General features: G+C 59.5%; 16 protein-coding genes. 6 read left to right on the forward strand and 10 right to left on the reverse strand.

The window, feature by feature from the left end:
• Positions 1-29: 29 nt before the first annotated feature.
• The 8 genes from ACR0B5_RS18375 to ACR0B5_RS18410 form a co-directional block, all read right to left on the reverse strand.
• Complete coding sequence (locus ACR0B5_RS18375; RefSeq protein WP_419740886.1) at positions 30-1,241, reverse strand: saccharopine dehydrogenase family protein; 1,212 nt, start codon at positions 1,239-1,241, stop codon at positions 30-32.
• 13 nt (positions 1,242-1,254) lie between these two features.
• The gene (speA, locus tag ACR0B5_RS18380; protein WP_480542392.1) at positions 1,255-3,144 is read right to left on the reverse strand and encodes a biosynthetic arginine decarboxylase; all 1,890 of its coding nucleotides are present in this window, start codon (positions 3,142-3,144) and stop codon (positions 1,255-1,257) included.
• Positions 3,145-3,245: 101 nt separating this feature from the next.
• Positions 3,246-4,331, reverse strand: coding sequence for a DUF1513 domain-containing protein (locus ACR0B5_RS18385; RefSeq protein WP_480542394.1), 1,086 nt, complete (start codon positions 4,329-4,331; stop codon positions 3,246-3,248).
• Between the two features lie 3 nt (positions 4,332-4,334).
• Positions 4,335-5,345 (reverse strand): imelysin family protein, encoded by a 1,011-nt coding sequence (locus ACR0B5_RS18390; protein ID WP_480542396.1) that lies wholly within the window; start codon positions 5,343-5,345, stop codon positions 4,335-4,337.
• A gap of 3 nt (positions 5,346-5,348) precedes the next feature.
• The gene (locus ACR0B5_RS18395) at positions 5,349-6,896 is read right to left on the reverse strand and encodes a di-heme oxidoreductase family protein (RefSeq protein WP_480542398.1); all 1,548 of its coding nucleotides are present in this window, start codon (positions 6,894-6,896) and stop codon (positions 5,349-5,351) included.
• Positions 6,856-7,341: a bacterioferritin gene (gene bfr, locus ACR0B5_RS18400; RefSeq protein WP_170556457.1), complete on the reverse strand. Its 486-nt coding sequence runs from the start codon at positions 7,339-7,341 to the stop codon at positions 6,856-6,858. The genes ACR0B5_RS18395 and bfr overlap by 41 nt, the downstream gene beginning before the upstream one ends.
• Positions 7,289-7,582: a (2Fe-2S)-binding protein gene (locus ACR0B5_RS18405; RefSeq protein ID WP_170468500.1), complete on the reverse strand. Its 294-nt coding sequence runs from the start codon at positions 7,580-7,582 to the stop codon at positions 7,289-7,291. The genes bfr and ACR0B5_RS18405 overlap by 53 nt, the downstream gene beginning before the upstream one ends.
• 125 nt (positions 7,583-7,707) lie before the next feature.
• Positions 7,708-8,979, reverse strand: a complete 1,272-nt coding sequence (locus ACR0B5_RS18410; protein ID WP_480542416.1) for an imelysin family protein — start codon at positions 8,977-8,979, stop codon at positions 7,708-7,710.
• 237 nt (positions 8,980-9,216) lie between these two features.
• Here ACR0B5_RS18410 and ACR0B5_RS18415 point away from each other — a divergent pair, with 237 nt between their 5' ends.
• A complete protein-coding gene (locus tag ACR0B5_RS18415) occupies positions 9,217-9,756 on the forward strand; it encodes a ZrgA family zinc uptake protein (protein ID WP_170718448.1) in 540 nt (179 codons plus the stop codon).
• Positions 9,757-10,134: 378 nt separating this feature from the next.
• Here ACR0B5_RS18415 and ACR0B5_RS18420 read toward each other — a convergent pair whose 3' ends face one another.
• On the reverse strand, positions 10,135-11,085 hold the full coding sequence (locus ACR0B5_RS18420; protein WP_170718449.1) for a GlxA family transcriptional regulator: 951 nt from the start codon (positions 11,083-11,085) through the stop codon (positions 10,135-10,137).
• A 163-nt stretch (positions 11,086-11,248) separates the two neighbouring features.
• Between ACR0B5_RS18420 and ACR0B5_RS18425 the strand changes: the two genes are divergently transcribed.
• Genes ACR0B5_RS18425 through ACR0B5_RS18440 form a run of 4 tightly spaced genes read left to right on the forward strand, consistent with a single transcriptional unit; the run spans position 11,249 to position 15,733 of the window.
• Entirely contained in the window at positions 11,249-11,959 is a 711-nt protein-coding gene (locus ACR0B5_RS18425; protein WP_480542401.1) for a GntR family transcriptional regulator, read from the forward strand.
• Positions 11,960-11,966: 7 nt separating this feature from the next.
• Positions 11,967-12,896, forward strand: coding sequence for a dihydrodipicolinate synthase family protein (locus tag ACR0B5_RS18430; protein ID WP_480542403.1), 930 nt, complete (start codon positions 11,967-11,969; stop codon positions 12,894-12,896).
• Positions 12,897-12,899: 3 nt separating this feature from the next.
• Entirely contained in the window at positions 12,900-14,396 is a 1,497-nt protein-coding gene (locus ACR0B5_RS18435; protein WP_480542405.1) for an aldehyde dehydrogenase, read from the forward strand.
• The gene (locus ACR0B5_RS18440) at positions 14,393-15,733 is read left to right on the forward strand and encodes an NAD(P)/FAD-dependent oxidoreductase (protein WP_480542407.1); all 1,341 of its coding nucleotides are present in this window, start codon (positions 14,393-14,395) and stop codon (positions 15,731-15,733) included. Before ACR0B5_RS18435 ends, ACR0B5_RS18440 begins: the two co-directional genes overlap by 4 nt.
• Before the next feature lie 135 nt (positions 15,734-15,868).
• On the opposite strand, the gene ACR0B5_RS18445 is transcribed toward ACR0B5_RS18440, so the two are convergent.
• A complete protein-coding gene (locus ACR0B5_RS18445; RefSeq protein WP_480542408.1) occupies positions 15,869-17,416 on the reverse strand; it encodes a trimethylamine methyltransferase family protein in 1,548 nt (515 codons plus the stop codon).
• Here ACR0B5_RS18445 and ACR0B5_RS18450 point away from each other — a divergent pair.
• The coding region (locus ACR0B5_RS18450) for a hypothetical protein (protein ID WP_480542410.1) at positions 17,399-17,618 on the forward strand (220 nt) is incomplete at its 3' end. The two genes, ACR0B5_RS18445 and ACR0B5_RS18450, sit on opposite strands and share 18 nt — an antisense overlap.

A 17,618-nucleotide genomic window follows, 5' to 3' on the forward strand; every position in this document is an offset into this window, starting at 1 on the left:
GATATTTTTGACCAGATGAAGTTCCGGATCTAGAACTCGACTGGGCCGTCGAGTTCGTGGACTTGCCAAGGCAGGCCGTGAGTGTTCAGCATGTCCATGAAGTCATCAGGGTCTAGCTGTTCCATGTTCCAGACGCCCGGCTCGCGCCAGTTGCCTTTCAGCAACTGTGCCGCGCCGATCATTGCAGGGACGCCGGTAGTATAGCTGACCGCCTGGGAACCGACCTCGGCGTAGCATTCTTCGTGGTCGCAGATATTGTAGATGTAGTAGGTTTTCTCGCCCGAGCCGTCCTTGGCCTGACCCGTGGCGATGTCGCCGATGCAGGCCTTGCCTTTGGTTTCCGCACCCAGATCGCCGGGATCGGGCAGCAGGGTTTTCAGGAACTGGATCGGGATGATTTCCTTGCCATCATGCATCACCGGGTCGATGCGGGTCATGCCGACGTTTTCCAACACTTTGGCGTGGGTGATATAGGCGTCGCCGAAGGTCATCCAGAAGCGGGCGCGCTCGATCTCGGGGAAATGGGTCGAGAGCGATTCCAGTTCCTCGTGATACATCAGGTACATGTTTTTGGGGCCGATGGCGGGGAAGTCGAACTCGACCTTGTGTGTCATGGCGGGGGAGTGTTTCCACTCGCCACCTTCCCAGTGGCGTACCTCGGCCAAAACCTCGCGCAGGTTGATCTCGGGGTTGAAGTTGGTGGCGAATTCCTGATCGTTGCTGCCGCCATTGGCGTCCAGCACGTCGATCTGGCGGATCGTGTCCAGCTTGTGCTTCTTCAGCCATTTCGCGAAGACGGATGTCACGCCCGGATCGAAGCCCGAGCCGAGGATGGCGGTCAGGCCGGCTTTTTTGAACCGCTCCTGATAGGCCCATTGCCAGTGGTATTCGAACTTGGCTTCGTCCTCTGGTTCATAGTTCGCGGTGTCGAGGTAGTGGATACCGGCCTCAAGGCATGCGTCCATCAACACCAGATCCTGATAGGGTAGGGCGAGGTTGACCAGAATCTCGGCGCCGGTTTCCTTGATCAGCTTAACCGTGTCTTCAACCTTATAGGCGTCCAGTTCGGCGGTCTTGATGTCCACACCTACGCGGTCTTTAACGGCTGCTGCGATGGCATCGCATTTCGATTTCGTGCGGCTGGCCAAAGTGATCTCGGTGAAGATATCCGAGTTCATCGCCATCTTATGCACGGCTGCGTGGGATACGCCGCCCGCGCCGACAACCAGTGTTTTGCCCATGGTCTGTCTCCTTTTATTCGTAATAGGTGTAGCCGTTGATTGAGTCGCGATAGGCGCTCATCAGGGTTTTGCGGTCCTTGGCTTGCAGGGTACCGGTCGAGATCGCCTCGTCCACCATTTTGCGGAAGGCGGCAACACAGTCTTGTGGGTCGAATTCAACGTATGACAGGACCTGGCTGATCGTGTCGCCCTCTTGTTCATGCAGCAGGTCGAACCCGCCATCTGCCCGCAGGTCGATGGTGACAACGTTGGTGTCGCCGAACAGGTTGTGTAGATCGCCCAGCGTTTCCTGATAGGCACCGACAAAGAAGACGCCCATGAAATACTCGCCTTCATCCGGCAGCGAATGCACCGGCAGGCTGGGTGAGACGCCATCGGCCAGAATGAATTGGTCGATCTTGCCGTCGCTGTCGCAGGTAATGTCAGACAGCACGGCGCGGCGGTCCGGCGTTGTGTTCAGACCTTGCAGCGGGACGATCGGGTGCAGCTGGTCAATGGCCCAGACATCGGGCAGGGATTGGAACAGCGAGAAGTTGCAGTGGTAGATATCGGCCACTTTCTCAAGCTGGTCATCCACATCCGTTTCCAGATCATCACTGGCAGCCAGCGCCTTGAGGCGGGCCATCAGCGACAGGTAGATACGTTCGGCCCGGGCCATCTGGCGCAGGTCCACGTATCCACGGCGGAACAGCGCGCGCAGCTCGTTGCGGTAGAAGGTGGCATCGTTCCAGCATTCCTGCAGCCGGTCGCTGGACAGGTATCCATGCACGGCGGCCAGGTCAGACACAAGGTGGTGGTCGTCAGGTTCGACATCCGGGCGGGTGGGTGCATCATACAGCGTGCTTTCCAGCACGTTGAACACCAACATAGATGAGGTCGCCACAACCGCCCGACCGCTTTCGGTGACCAGTGTGGGGTGGGCGATTTCGGCCTCATCCATCGCATAGGCGACGGTTTCCACGACATTGGCGCAGTATTCTTCGACCGTGTAGTTGATCGAATTTTCGGCCGCCTTCTTTTCGCCGGTATAATCCACGCCCATACCGCCGCCGAGGTCCAAATGGGTCAGCGGCACGCCTTCGCGCGTGAGTTCGGTGTAGTAGCGGCACGCCTCACCCACGGCGCGGCGCACGTCGTTCACGTCCTGCACTTGGCTGCCCAGATGCGAGTGCTGCAGTTTCAGGCAATGCAGCAGACCCGCAGCCTTCAGCTTGTCCACGGTGGCAACCAGCTGGTCAGTGTTCATACCAAAAGCAGACCGGTCGCCCGAGCTTTCTTCCCACTTGCCGCTGATCTGGTTGGTCAGTTTGACCCGCACGCCGATCAGGGGTTCGATCCCGAGTTCCTTGTAGACCGCGATCACCGTGTCCGCCTCTTTCGGGCTTTCCAGCACGATGACCGTGTTGAAGCCGATCTTGCGGGACAGAATCGCCAGTTGGATGAACTCGGCATCCTTGACGCCATTGCAGACGATCAGCGCCTCAGGCGCCAGACGATGCGCAAGAGCCACGACCAATTCGGGCTTTGATCCGGCCTCGAGGCCATAGTTGTATTTCTTACCGAACTCGACGATGCGGTCCACCACCTGCGCCTGCTGGTTCACCTTGATCGGAAACACGCCACGATAGGGGCCTTTGTAGCCCACCCGCGCGATGGCGTCGGCAAAGCTTTCGTTCAGATGCGCGATCTCATGTTCCAGATACGAACTGACGCGCAGCAACATCGGTGCCTTGATCCCACGGTCATCCAGATCGCTGAGTATACCGGGCAGGCTGATTGCCGCTGTATCCGGAGACATCGGATTGCGCAGACCGATCTCGCCCTGCTCCGTCACCTCGATGAGGCCTTTGCCCCATTTCTCAACCCCGTAGATGGTATGCGGTGCGTCGGGCGTGTGTTTCAATCAAGTCAGTCCTTAACTCAGAGGTGCCTGTTTCGCGCCCGCCAATACGGCAGCATTTTGATTCGTCCAAGTGTAAACTATGTGACAGGGATTGCCGAACGTTACGCGTGCGAGCGGATCGGGATCAGGTGGTTGTCCCATTGGCAATCGGGGCGGGCTAGAACCCGCGCGTTCTGCCCGTTTACACTGCCAAACGTGCCTGTGCCGGTGGTAAAGACCAACCCGTCCGGACCTGCGCCCAGACCGCAGACATCCTCTAGCACGAAGGCATTCGTGAAGCTGCGACCTGCTACGTCGAAAAGATGCAGTGCGTTTCCCCGTGGGCAGGTTATGGCGACCTCGGCGCCACTGGCCGAGAAGGCGATGCTGCCAGCGTATCCTTGCAAGGTGTTTTGGAGGTCTTCTGGTGCGGACAGAAGTTGCGGCGGCGCGCCCCGACGGTGCAGGCCCAACAATGGCGGGTGCTTGGTCTGGCTGCCCTGCCACTGCATCGCGAACCCCACCAGCCCGTCGTTGCGCACGCTGAGGTGGCGGATGGAGTTCTTGTGCAGGGCGTTTGGCAGCTCGACCCGTTCAAGCAGTCGACCGGACAGGTCCAGATAGGTCAGGTTTGGCTGCATGACGGGTAGGTTCAGTTTCGTCCGCCCGGTCTCAGGGTGGGTTTCGATTCCTCCATTGGCGATCACAAGGCTTTGACCATCCGGCATCAGGCGCATGTCATGCGGACCGATGCCGCCCGAGGAAAACTCTCCCAGACGTTCAAAGCTGGTGGCGTCCCATAGGCTGATACGGCCTTCGCCAGCCTCGTAGTCGTTTTCGGTGGCAAAGAACCGGGTGCCTTCTGCTGTGAACGTGCCGTGACCGTAGAAATGCCGCCCCTCGGGGGCCTGTAGCCGAGTAAGCTCTTGCCCGGTTACGCAGTCGATGACCAGAGCAAACGTGCCGGGCCGGCGGGCAAAGGCCACGGCCTGCGCTTTGCGGGGGTGTGCGGCGGCAGCGTGGCCCCTTGCGGGCAGGGGCAGCGAGAACAGGATGTCTCCGCCCTCATCCAAGCCGGCCAGACGGAACGAGCCATCCGGAAACAGCCCGGCGGCCAGAAAAGCAGGCGCCCCGACCGAGGCCCACCCCGTTGCGGGCGCAAGGATTGCAGCCGCAAGACCGGCCAGGAAATGGCGACGGTTGGTCACTACTCAGTCCCCGTCCAGAGAGTTGAACCCGGCGCTGATGCCGAGGGTTGGGCCAAGCTCGGTCGTGGCGATGGTCCTAATGTCATTCACGGCCTGTTGCAGCGCTTCGATGCGGAACCGGCCTGCGGGATCGGCCACACCGGCGAAGGCGGGGTCGTTTATTGACCGGGCGTTTTTGATCGCGCGATTGAAGGCTAGGTCCAGGTCATGCGCGATCTCGGGATGGTCGGCGGACAGCCGCGCTGCAAGGTCCTGCAGGGCAATCAAGGACAGCTCGACATGACGCAAGGCGCGTTCGGAGCGGCGGGCTTCGGCTCTGTTGGGGCGGGGGCGGTCGAAAGTTCCAAGGGGGCGGCCCAATCGGGTCTCGGCGGTGAATTGCAGCCCGGTCGAGAGTGCTTTGAACAACTCCTGCATCGCCTCATCCTGCGTGCGGTATGGGCTGTCGCCTCCCGGCTGTTTCAGGTTCACCGCATAGCTTCGCCACTCTTCAGCTATCGCGCTAGCATTTGCGTTTATATCGACCGTGATGGCCCGGATCAGCGCGCATCGATATTCGGCACTGCCCTGATCGGTGAACTTGGGATCGTAGAGCATCTGTTCAAGCGCAAAGAACCCGCGCCCCGCGACCGAGGTTTCGGCATAGGCGGCCGTGTCGTTCACCGCGGGGTCTTCGGCTGCGATATGCTGCGAAAGGGCCTTGGGCGTGAAACCTTTGGTGTCTGGCCAAAAGGCCATGGCAAAGGCGCGGTCGTCGGCCTCGGTAGGGCCAAAGCGCAGGTGGCTGGCCGATATCCACGCGTCGAAGGCGGTGCCATAGGCTGCGCGCAGAGTCTCTGATTGAGGCGCGCAATCGGATTGGGACTTGACGGACAAAGCCTCGGTGGCGTCTGCCAGTTCAGCAAAGCGTGGCAATATATGCGCGGCAGGTACATCTGCTAGGATCGCTGCACGGTCTTGGGCTGACGCCGCCAGAGGGGCGACTAGGGCAATGGCAAAAGCAAATAGGCGCATGATTCAAAGACTTTCGAGAAAACGGATAAGGGCGTCGCGGTCGGCTTTGGGCATGATCACGACAGTGTCACGGGCGGATTGCGCCTCGCCCCCGTGCCAAAGCACAGCCTCAAGCAGGTTGCGGGCACGCCCGTCATGCAGAAACTCGGTATGGCCGGACACTCGCTGGGTCAGGCCGATCCCCCATAGGGGTGGCGTGCGCCATTCGCGGCCTGTGGCGCGTGCCTCAGGGCGGTTGTCGGCCAGACCGTCGCCCATGTCATGCAGCAGCAGGTCGGTATAGGGCCAGATCAGTTGAAAACTATGCTCGGGCCGGTCTTCCATGTGATGAGTAACATGGGTCGGGGTATGGCAGGCGGCGCAGCCTGTGGTGTGGAACACTTCTTTCCCGTGCAGCACTTGCGGGTCATCCACATCCCGGCGACCCGGCACGCCCAGATTGCGGCTGTAAAAGGCCACGAGGTCCATGCCGACCTGATCAACCTCGAAGACGCGCACATCGCCGTCGCCATGCGGGGCCTTTACGCAATTGAGCTGCGCATCGGTGCAATCTCCGTAAGGGGCGGGAAACAGCGGGGTCGAGATACCGATATCACCTGCAAACGCCGCCGCCGATTGCTCCATGACCGTGGGCATACCGGCTTTGTGGCCAAAGCGGCCCATCATCGGGGCGTCAAACTCGGTCGACCAGACAATGTTCGCCCGGCCCGAGATACCATCGCCATCCGTATCGTCCGGGTCGGCTTTGGTCAGCAGGTCCTCAACAGGGATCGCCTCAAGCAGCCCGAGGCCAATCATCTGCGGCGCAACGCGGGGGCTGAGCATGGCGTCGGGGTGTAGCGCGCCGTATCCCAGATCGGCAGCCGTGTAGGTGGGACGGCGGAGCGAGGCGGTTTCGCCCTCTGACAGCGCAACGGGGATCTCTTCGTAGGTGATCTCCAACCGGTATTCCGCCGAATGGCCGGCCAGCGCGAAATCCTGCATCTGGCCGCCGTAGTTGGGCTCGGGCAGGGTGGCGAGATAATCTTCTATCCCCTCCGGCGCGTCCTCTCGACCTCCGGGAATGGATACGCGCAGGAACATCGAGATGGCGTTGTCATCCGGCCCGTTCGGTGTATGCCCGCGCCCATCCTTGATGTGACAGCGCTGGCATGACCGAGCATTGTAGAGCGGTCCAAGACCATCAGATGCGAGAGTCGAAGAGGGCGACGAGACCCAGATTTTCTTGAACAATCCGTTGCCGACCTTGAAGTCCAGTTCTTGTTCAAAGCTCAGGTTCTTGGACGGTTGCGAGAACGCATCCGCGTTGTTGCGCACACGCACGGTTGCGGCCCCGGCAGGCAACTCTTCGAACCTTTGCGGCGCGCTGAAATCCTGCGGCAGTGCGGTGACACCGGCAATACGGGCGCGTTCGTCTTCGGTGCGTGGGGTGAAGTTGAGGTGAAGGTCCCGCAGCTCGGCTGACAGGGAAGGGGTGGCCGCAGATGCGACCACCAAGAGGGCGAGAATACTATTCTTCGGCGTCCATTTTCGCTGCGTTGAGTTGCGCATAATTGGCGTCGCCAATCCGTTCGTACAGATCGAGCTGCGTCTCGAGGAAGTCGATATGACCTTCTTCATCGCTGATCAGTTCCTCAAAAAGCGACATAGAGACGTAGTCGCCGGCCTCGCGGCAATACTCCCGCGCTTCGACATACAGTGTGCGGGCGTCGTGTTCGGCGGCCAGATCGCATTCCAGCGTTTCCTTGGGGTTCTGCCCGATCCGCAGCGGGTCGAGCTTTTGCAGGTTCGGGTGGCCTTCCAGAAAGATGATCCGTTCGATCAGCTTGTCCGCATGACCCATCTCTTCGATGCTTTCTTCGCGGCTTTTCTTGGCCATATGGGCCAGGCCCCAGTCCTCCTGAAGCCGGTAGTGCAGCCAATACTGGCTGACGGCTGTCAGCTCATGCCGCAGGGATTTGTTGAGATACTCTATGACCTTGGGATCGCCCTTCATCTGCCTTCTCCTGTGATAGGCCGGTGCGTAACGCACGCAGCTGCATGGGGACTTCCAGATTATCGTCGGTTCGCATCGTGTCTAGGAAAAGCGGCATGCATCCGCCACAGTCGGCAGATTTACCGAGCGCGTGGTAGATCTTGCCCGGGGTAATGATTGCTTGCGGGTCAGAGGTCCGCATCCAGTCGATGGCGGCCCGGATGTCGTGGTCGGAGATGTTTGTGCAGTGGCAGACGATCATGGCGAATCGAGGCTCGTTGAGTTTCTTACTTATTTAGTAAGGTAATGCCTTCAAGTCCAGTCACCTTATGGTGGCCGGGTTGCCGGAGACGCCGTTTTGCCGACGCCTCTGGCACCTCGATGCGTCTAGTGGAAAACCGCGTCAGGGTTGTCCAAGCTGTCCGATCCTTCGAACTCGATGCCATCGAGGTCGAGGGTCGATACGATACGCTCGATGGTCTTGGTCTGGTCGACCAAACCGTTGACGCCACCCATGATTAGCGCTTCGCCACCGGCGTTGCCGCGCTCCAGCATTTGGTCATAGGCGAAACCGGCCTCGGCGGTCGATTTGATCCGTCCCAGAGCTTGCATGGTGTTCGACAGTTTTGCCTTCATCTCGGTGTCCAGCGTCGGGTCTATAGCGATAACCAGATCCGACAGCGAGGCGCCCGAGATCGGAGTGCCGTCAATGCGGGTGTAGCTGCCCAGATAGACGTTCTGAATGCCAAGGCCATCGTAGTAGTGGCTGTTGTGCGTGTTATCGGCAAAGCAATCATGCTCTTCCTCGGGGTCGTTCAGCATCAGGCCCAGGCGCATACGCTCACCAGCCTGTTCCCCGTAGGACAGCGAACCCATGCCAGTCAAAATGGCGCTGATGCCCGCGGATTCGTTCTCGGTGAGGGCGACGCGTGCATCACCACCTTCGGCCCATTGTGCGGTCATCCATTCCAAATCGCTGATCAGCAGGTCGGTCGCGGCGCTCAGGTATTGTGCGCGGCGGTCGCAGTTGCCGTTGGTGCAGTTGTCGCCTTTCGCATAGTCGGTGGCCGGGCGGTTGCCTGGGCCTGCGCGGTGACCGTTCAGGTCTTGCCCCCAAAGCAGGAATTCTATGGCGTGGTAGCCGGTGGCGACGTTAGCCTCGATCCCGTCGGCTTCGTGCAGGGTGTCTGCCAGCAGTTCTGGGGTGATATCGGTCGCGTCGATCGCGGTTCCCGAAAGCTCGAAGTTCGGGTTTGCGATGACGTTGAGAACGGCGAATTCGTTCTCATCCGTGGCGCCGCCGTAGGAGGCGTCGACATAGTCGATCAGGCCTTCGTCCAGCGGCCACGCGTTCACTTTGCCTTCCCAATCATCGACGATGGCATTGCCAAAGCGGTAGACCTCGGTCTGCTGATAGGGGACGCGGGCGGCGATCCAGGCCACGCGGGTAGCGTTCAGCGTGGCGTCCGACGGGTCGGCGATCAGTGCGTTGACGGCGTTTTGCAGCGCTTTGGCGGCGATCAGGCTGTCATCGTATTTGGCTTCTGCAATATTGGCATAAGTGTCCAGCACATCCGCTTTTGCAGGGGCGTCACCGGCAGACGCGGCGGTGGCCACGCATAGGGTCAGAGTGCTGGCGGCAGCAAAGAATTTCGTCATTGGGTTCAGGTCTTTCATGTCAGAAATCTCGTTCAGGTGCGCCCAATAGCGGGTGCACTTGCATGCGTATAACTGAGTGAAATAGTCGACAATGTCAACCTGAGTTTTATTGTCAGATTTACTGCAGCGTCGCGACATCCCCATATCTGGTGGGTCTGATACACGCCGTCGCGATTGCGCCATGTTCGTATAAAGTTAGACTAATCCATGTGATTCTATTGCGAGTGGTGTGAGTTCATGAAGTGGTTGAGTGCTTCGATCGGTTTGTGTGCAGTAACCGTCCAGGCATGGGCAGGGGATCAGGTTCCCGCGCAGAGTGCTGTTGCGGGGTCATTGGATATTTCCTTTGAGGAAACTCAGTTCAGCGTGTCGTTAGCGGTTCCGAGCGAGGATATTTTGGGGTTCGACCATCGCGCAGCAGATGACGCGGATCGGTCCGCGATCGCGGATGCCATTTCGTCCTTGTCAAAGCCGTTAACCCTTTTTGTTGTCCCTGAACAGGCTGGGTGCGCCACGGCGTCGGCAAATGTTTCTTTGACGGGCGAAGGGCTGGGGTCGGATGCAGACGCGGTAGGCGCGCCCGAGTTTCTGGCCGAGTATGTTATTCAGTGTTCGGACATGGCCGCTCTGGATATGATCGAGTTCGCGTATTTTGAGCGTTTTGATCAAGTTTCGACGCTCGATATCACCGCATCGTCGCAGGGTGTTACGCGGCGCGTCCATGTTACCTCACAGTCGCCGGTCCTTGATGTCTCGGCTTTGCAAGGCTCGGACTAATACTGCCTCCATGCTTGGTGAAAAGGGTTTCGGCAGGGTGGATCGACGAGCAAAGTAGACAAGCTCGAAAGTCGGACCGGAATCACCTGGGGTCTGAGCGGGTGCGTGGGTGCTTATGCGTGCACAAAACACTCAGCTCTGACCTGAATTCTGATCAAATTCCGCAAAATTAATGTTTGTGTCGGAAAGAAACCAAGATCTGACACGAATTGGCAATAGTTGTGCCAACATTCGTCGGTACCACCACACTATCCTACCGAGGTGTTGACTAGTCCGATTTTAATGAGGGGGTTCTCGAAGGGATCGGGGGATGAGCGTGGATGTGCCCAGTTTCGGGCAGATCAGGACGCTCTCCCCCAGTGGTGGGTTTGCTTGATTTCAGTCAATCTTGTTGCGCTGTGCGTGAGGCGTGACGCCAAAACTCAGACGAAACACGCGTGAGAAATGGCCGGGATTCTCAAATCCGCATGCCATGGCGACCTCGGTCACAGAGGCCTCGGTTTGCAACAGTAGCTTTTGCGCGCGTTCCAGACGCATCTCCATAAAGTACTTTTTGGGCGAGGTATTCAGGTATTTGCCGAAAAGCCGTTCGAGCTGCCGTGTCGAAATACCGAGCTCATCTGCAATCGCAGAGGGCGAGACTGGCGTTTCGATGTTGTTTCGCATGACCTCAATCGCTTTGGCCAGATGGATGTTGCGCATGCCGTTGCGCGATTGCAGGGAAACGCGCTGTTTGGCCGTTGCGTTGCGCACGGCGTTGTAAACCATCTGATCGGCCACATCCATGGCCAGCTCGACCCCGTGGTCTCGTTCGATCAAGTGCAACATAAGGTCGGCTGTCGCCGTGCCGCCCGAGGCGGTGATGTGCTTTTCGTCGGCCACAAACACGCTGCGTACCAGGTTCACATCGGGAAAGGCCTCGGTGAAGGCGTCATGGTATTCCCAGTGAATGGCGGCCTGCATTTCGTTCAGAAAACCGGCCTCGGCCAGAAGCCAAGCGCCCGAACATAGTGCGCCGATCGCAGTCCCTCGTGCCCGTTCACGCCGTAGCAACGCCAGCAGAGGTTTGGAGGCGTGGTTCCGCATGTGGATGCCAGACAGCACGAAAATCTGATCAGATTTGGGGAGACTATCAAACCCCCCATGCACCAGCGTCACAGATCCGTTGGAGCAGACAGCGTGTTCACCATGCTCTGACACAAAAGACCAGCTGTAGAGATCCTGCCCGCTGACGAGGTTGGCAATCCGCAAAGGCTCGACCGCGCAGGAAAACGCGAGGTGCGAGAACTCCTCGATCAGAATGAAGGTGATGTGGCTGGGATCGGGCATGGCGGTCTTTGCGCTTCCGGGCTGCTGGTTGGTTTCGACATTATTCGCAGGTTGCATATGCTGCACGAAAATTAATTGTATACAAGTTGTATTTTAATCGCATACAACACCCTTGGCTGGGCGATCTCGATTCGCCAAGTGGCCGCGGCAAAGGGATAGGCGGATGAAGGACGAAGCGCGTTCGCGCAAATCTGAGCTTGCAGAACACCTCAAGGTCTCGATTCTGACCTTGCGGCTACAACCCGGCGCGGATCTGGATGAGGCGCATCTGTCCGAAGCTTTCGGCCTGTCGCGAACCCCGCTGCGCGAAGTGTTTCGGCAGTTGGCCGGAGAGGGATATCTGGATCAGCGCGCCAACCGCAGCACGCGCGTATCCGAGATGTCGCATACCACGCTGCGGGATTTCTTTCTGGCGGCCCCGATGGTGTACGGCGCCATCCTGAGGCTGGCCGCGCGCAACGCCATGCCACATCAGATTGAGGTATTGAAAGATGCCCAGCGGTCCTTTTGTTCGGCTTTGCAGTCGGGCTCGGCCGAGGATCGCGCGCTGGCCAATAACCGGTTTCACGATGTCACGGGGCAGATGTCCGGCAATGTATATCTGTTGCCGTCGTTCAATCGCCTTTTGATCGACCACGCCCGGATCGGGATGACCTTTTACAGACCGCGCAACACGGGTCTGACCGAAAACTTGACTGAAGCCAGCCGCCAGCACGACGCCATAATCGCCGCCATCGAGGCGGGCGATGAGGCGGCTGCTGCGCAGCTGGCCGAGGACCACTGGAACCTGTCTCGCGATCAGATTGAGCTGTTCGTGATGCCTGATGCGCTGGATGTCCCGATGGGCATCCCGCCTCTTTCGAAACCTGCATGAGGACGGAATGAACCCGATTTTCAAGTTTGAGGGGATCTATACCCCTGTGGTCACGCCCTATTACGAGGATGGCAGCGTGAATTGGGACGCTTTGTCCGATGTGATCGAATACCTGATCGCCAGCGGCGTTCACGGGCTGATCTCGGGCGGTTCGACCGGCGAAAACTATGCCCAGACCGTGGAAGAGCGGCTGGAACTGGCCAAGTTCACGCACGCGCAGTTGAAAGGTCGTCTGCCTCTGGTCGTTGGGACCGGAGCGATGCTGACGCCGGACTCGATTGCGCTGGCCTCGGGTGCGCGTGAGATCGGAGCAGATTCGATCCTGCTGGCAAGCCCGCCCTATTCGGTGCCCACCGACCGGGAAAACGCGCTGAACGCGCTGGCCATCGACAAGGCCGCTGACCTGCCGGTGATGCTGTACAATTACCCGCACCGCACCGGGACGATGATGGGAGAAGAGTTCCTCGACCGTGTGGGCCGCAGCCGGAATTTCTGTGGCATCAAGGAAAGCTCGGGCGATATCAACCGGGTCCATCTGTTGGCGCGCGACTACCCGCATATTCAGCTGGGATGTGGCATGGATGATCAGGCGCTGGAGTTCTTTGCCTGGGGCGCGCCGTTTTGGGTGTGCGGAGGGTCGAACTTTCTGCCGGAAGAGCATGTGGCGCTCTACAACGCCTGTGTGATCGAAGGTGATTTCGCGAAAGGCCGCAGGATCATGAGCGCGATGATGCCTCTGATGCGGGTGCTGGAGCAGGGCGGCAAGTTCATCCAGACCATTAAACATGGTGTCACCATGAACGGCATTGAGGCGGGGGCAATGCGGGCTCCGCTGAAGGGGCTGAACAAGGATGACAAGCGGGCGCTGGAACAGGTGACGCGCGTGTTGAAGAAAACAATCGCTGATATCGTAGCTAAAAAGAAGATTGGGGGCTAAGGCATGGAATTGCTGACACAGGACGAATACAAATCCATCGCCGCAGACCTGACTCTGCCGACCGGAGCATTCATTGACGGCGCGTACCGCCCGGCGATCTCGGGCGAGACGTTCGAGACGGTGAACCCCGCGACCGGTGAAAAGCTGGCCGATATCGCCGCTTGCGGTGTTGCGGACGTTGACTTCGCGGTCGAAAAAGCGCGCGAAGCCTTTGACGATGGGCGGTGGTCGAAACTGCACCCCTCGGACCGTAAGGATGTTTTGATCCGGCTCTGCAAACTGATGACCCGCAACGCCCGCGAACTGGCCGTGATGGAGTGCATCGACAGCGGCAAAACCATCTATGACTGCGAAACCGTGGACGTGCCTGAAACGATCCACTGTCTGAAATGGCACGCGGAAGCGATCGACAAGATCTACGATCAGGTCTCACCCGCCAGCGATGACCATATCGCCATGGTCGTGCGTGAGCCGATTGGCGTCGTGGGTCTGGTGCTGCCGTGGAACTTCCCGCTGCTCATGCTGGCCTGGAAAATCGGACCGGCTTTGGCGGCGGGTTGCTCGGTCGTTGTGAAGCCAGCAGCCGAGACAACGCTGACTGCGTTGCGTCTGGCCGAACTGGCAATGGAGGCAGGCCTGCCGCGCGGCGTTCTGAACATCGTTCCCGGTGGCGGTGCCGCAGTGGGTGAGCCGATCGGGCGGCATATGGATGTCGACATGGTCTCGTTCACCGGCTCGACCGTGACCGGCAAGCGGTTCCTGACCTACTCGGCTGAAAGCAACGCAAAGGAGGTGGTGCTTGAGATGGGCGGCAAGAACCCCGCCATTGTTATGGATGATGCCGAAAACCTGGATCGCGTGGCCGCGCATATCGTCAATGGTGCGTTCTGGAACATGGGCGAGAACTGCTCGGCCTCGTCGCGGTTGATCGTGCACAAGGATGTAAAGGCCGAGTTGCTGGAGCGCATCGCCCATCACGCCAAACAGTGGAACATTGGCGATCCACTTGACCCGGAAACCCGCATGGGCGCGCTGGTCAGCGAAGGGCACTATAACAAAGTGTGTGGCTATTTGGATCAGGCCGAGAACGTGGTGATCGGGGGCAAGGCCGAAAAAGGGTTTGTCGAGGCCACCGTCGTCGAAGTCTCGGGCAATGACGCCACTCTGGCGCGCGAGGAGATCTTTGGCCCCGTCCTATCGGTGATTGAGGTCTCGGGCTTCGATGAGGCGATCAAAATCGCCAACGATACCGAGTATGGCCTCTGCGCCTCGATCTTCACGGCCAACGCGAAACGTGCGATCCGAGGTGCTCGGGCGATCCGGGCAGGGACCGTGACCGTGAACAGCTTTGGCGAAGGGGATATCACCACGCCCTTTGGCGGCTACAAGCAGTCCGGCTTCGGCGGGCGGGATAACTCGGTCCATGCGCATGATCAGTACACCCAATTGAAAACCATCTGGATTGATCTGGCCGATGACACGGATGAGGCTGTCGATTGAGCGCATACTCAGCACGCAAACTGCCAACCCATCGCGGCCCAGCGGCCTGGAGCGCCATCCTCGGCGCCCAGCCTCCCGCAGTGGAGTTGGACAAGGACCTGACGGCTGATGTCGTGGTCGTCGGCGCCGGCTTTGCCGGTTTGTCGGCGGCGCGGCGTCTGACCCAATTGGATCCTAAGGCTCGTGTGATCGTGCTTGAAGCAGGTCGCGTGGCCGAAGGGGCCGCAGGGCGAAACTCGGGCTTCATGATAGATCTGCCGCACGACCTTGCATCGGATGACTATGCCGGCGCGGGGGACGACAAGACCATGATCGCCCTCAACCGGCAGGCCATCGCATTCGCGCGGTCCGCTGCTGAGCAATACCAGATCGACCGCAACTTTTTCGACGAAGTGGGCAAGGTCAACGGAGCGTTTGGCGACACGGGCCATGCCCACAATGTCAGCTACGCGCGGCATTTGGAAACCTTGGGCGAAACCAGCGAGATTCTGGACCCCTCGCAGATGCATGAACTCACCGGATCACGGCACTATCAATCGGGCCTTTTCACGCCCGGAACCGTCATGCTGCAACCGGCGGGCTATGTTCGGGGGTTGGCGGCTGGGTTGGCCGGGGATGGGGTTGCTATTTTCGAAAACTCGCCCGTTCTTGGGTTTGAAAAACGCGGCAGCGATTGGATGGTGCGGACTGCGAAAGGCACCGTAAGCACCGGCAAGATCATCTTGACGGTCAACGGCCATCTGGAAAGCTTCGGGATCGAACGTGACCGGTTGATGCAGCTGTTCCTCTTTGCCTCGATGACGCCGGAGTTGGACTCCGATGCGCTGGCCCGTTTGGGCGGGCGGCCGCGCTGGGGTGTGACGCCCTCGGACCCGATGGGAACGACCATGCGCAGGATTGACGCTGGCCAGGGCGGCAATCGCATTGTCACCCGGACCTGTGCAGCGTTACGCCCGGGCATGAGTGCAACCTCCCGCGATCTGGCGCGCGCGGCCAAAGTGATGCAGCGCAAATTCGATCAGCGGTTCCCTCAACTGGCGGGACTGAGGATGGAACATCAATGGGCTGGTCACCTATGCCTCAGCCTCAATGGTGTCTCTGTCGCCCGAGAGATCGAGGCGGGTGTTTATTCCGGTTGCGTTCAGAACGGGCTGGGCACCGCACGCGGGACTCTGACCGGGATCGCAGCGGCGGAGAGGGCCTGCGGCCACAGTTCCGACATTACAAGTTTTTTCGAAGCCGAAGACATCCCAAAACGCCTGCCGCCCCAGCCATTCCGGGAAATCGGGGCGAATGCCGTGTTGCGTTGGAAAGAATGGCGCGCGCGGGATGAATGAGTATGGCGGGCTCAACCGAGCCTGCCGCCATTGAGCGGCCTGAGACCAGCACGCCTTCACGCTTGTTGCGACTTTAACGGTTTTGCAAAAAAAAGCCCGCCCCGAATGGTGGGCGGGCCAGTAGGGGAGTTGGTATCAGTAGGTCTGGTTCAACTCATCCGCTGCCGGAATTTCCCGTTCCCGGCGCGCGATATAGTCCAGAAGTTCTTCGTTCTTGGCCTCGTCCAGTTTTGGTTCCTGATACTCGGCCAGCAGTTTCTTGGCGTATTTGAGGGCGCGTTCCGTGATCTCAACGCTGCCTTCCGCCTGCCATTGCTCGATCGAGTTGTTGTCGAACAGCTCGGGCATAAAGAACGCCGTCTGGAAGTTGTCCTGCGTGTGCGGATGGCCCAGATAGTGGCCGCCCGGTCCGACATCCGGAACGGCGGCAAGTGCCTGATCGAAGTCGCCCCATTTGGGACCTTCCGCCATGCGATAGGCCATGGCGCATTGCTCCGAGTCCACGATGAACTTGGCGACCGAGCAATGCATACCGGCCTCGTTCCAGCCCGCCGAATGCCAGATGTAGTTCGCCCCGGCATGCAAAACTGCACTGAGCGTCGTGGCAGATTCGTAGCCAGCCTGTGCATCAAAGGTCTTGGCGCCGCCCAACGTGTTCGAGGTGCGCCAGGGAACATCATAGAACCGGGCCATCTGACCGATCATGAAGTTCATCAGGCTGATCTCGGGCGTGCCAGCCATCGGCGCGCCGGATTTCATCGACACGGTTGACAGGTAGTGACCCCAGATCGCGGGCGCCCCTTTGCGGACCACCTGCGTATAGGCCAGCGCTGAAAGCGCCTCGGCCGTCAATTGCGCCACGGTGGCAGGCACGGAGGCAGGCGTGTTTGCCCCCCCCAGAACGAAGGGTGAGCAGAGGACTGGCTGATTGCGGCGGCAGAAAGCTCGCATCGCGCCCAGCATCGTCTCATCCCAGACCAGAGGGCTGTTGCCGTTGCAGTTGCCGGTGGTCACGGGGTGGCTATCGATGAACTCATCTCCAAACAGGATCGCGCACATATCCATCACGTCCTCGGCATTCTTGGGCGAGGTGGTCATGCCCATGAACATCTTGTCCGAGTATTTCATCGACGAGTAGGTGATGCGCAGGTGGCGCTGGCTGATCGGGTGATCGTAAGGCTCGACGATATGGTGGGCCGAACTGTGCAGCGCGGGCATCATATGGCTGAGCTTGTGGAACATCGCCAGATCTTCCAGCAGCGGGTTGCGGCGCACATCGTCCAGATCGCGCAGGAAAGGCGCGCCGGTCATCGGCACAAAGACCGAATGCTTGCCGCCCAGCTTGACGTTGTTTGCCGGGTTGCGCGCGTGATAGGTGAACTTTGCCGGAATGGTCGAGATCAGCGCACGCACCATGTTGCGGTCCAGATAGACCAGTTCGCCGTCAACCTTGGCGCCGGCTTTCTTCCAGTCTTCCAGCGCGATCGGGTCGCGGAACTGAACGCCGACATTTTCCAGAATGTCCATGGCAGCATTGTCGATCGTCTCGACCTGGCTGCCGTCCATCACCTCGCATTCGGGGATGGCGCGGGTCAGGCCGGGGAGCATTTCAAAGTTCGGGGCTGTGCGTTGTGCACGCCGCGCCGCGCGGCCTCCGGAACGTGATTGGGTTCGAATATTCAAAGGGCAATCCTCCATCTTGGACCCAAAATGAAGGATTCGCGGTGCGCCGACCTCTCTGATAGCGATATGTGTTTGCAGGATGCGACACGCGAAAGCGCCGCCCTGTGTTTTGGCGGCGCTTTGATTGTTTGTGTTTTGGTGCGTTTATTCTGCGGCCTGTGGTGCCTCGGCGTGTTTGTCACGCTGGCTGTCGCGGAACAGT

Source organism: Ruegeria sp. AG1, assembly GCF_056541705.1.

Coding starts and splice junctions, on each gene's coding strand:
- ACR0B5_RS18420 (WP_170718449.1), bottom strand. CDS start 11,085: ATGCCCGATCCCAGCCACATCACCTTCATTCTGATCGAGGAGTTCTCG.
- ACR0B5_RS18410 (WP_480542416.1), bottom strand. CDS start 8,979: ATGACGAAATTCTTTGCTGCCGCCAGCACTCTGACCCTATGCGTGGCC.
- ACR0B5_RS18395 (WP_480542398.1), bottom strand. CDS start 6,896: ATGCGCAACTCAACGCAGCGAAAATGGACGCCGAAGAATAGTATTCTC.
- ACR0B5_RS18405 (WP_170468500.1), bottom strand. CDS start 7,582: ATGATCGTCTGCCACTGCACAAACATCTCCGACCACGACATCCGGGCC.
- ACR0B5_RS18390 (WP_480542396.1), bottom strand. CDS start 5,345: ATGCGCCTATTTGCTTTTGCCATTGCCCTAGTCGCCCCTCTGGCGGCG.
- bfr (WP_170556457.1), bottom strand. CDS start 7,341: ATGAAGGGCGATCCCAAGGTCATAGAGTATCTCAACAAATCCCTGCGG.
- ACR0B5_RS18375 (WP_419740886.1), bottom strand. CDS start 1,241: ATGGGCAAAACACTGGTTGTCGGCGCGGGCGGCGTATCCCACGCAGCC.
- ACR0B5_RS18425 (WP_480542401.1), top strand. CDS start 11,249: ATGAAGGACGAAGCGCGTTCGCGCAAATCTGAGCTTGCAGAACACCTC.
- ACR0B5_RS18430 (WP_480542403.1), top strand. CDS start 11,967: ATGAACCCGATTTTCAAGTTTGAGGGGATCTATACCCCTGTGGTCACG.
- ACR0B5_RS18415 (WP_170718448.1), top strand. CDS start 9,217: ATGAAGTGGTTGAGTGCTTCGATCGGTTTGTGTGCAGTAACCGTCCAG.
- ACR0B5_RS18435 (WP_480542405.1), top strand. CDS start 12,900: ATGGAATTGCTGACACAGGACGAATACAAATCCATCGCCGCAGACCTG.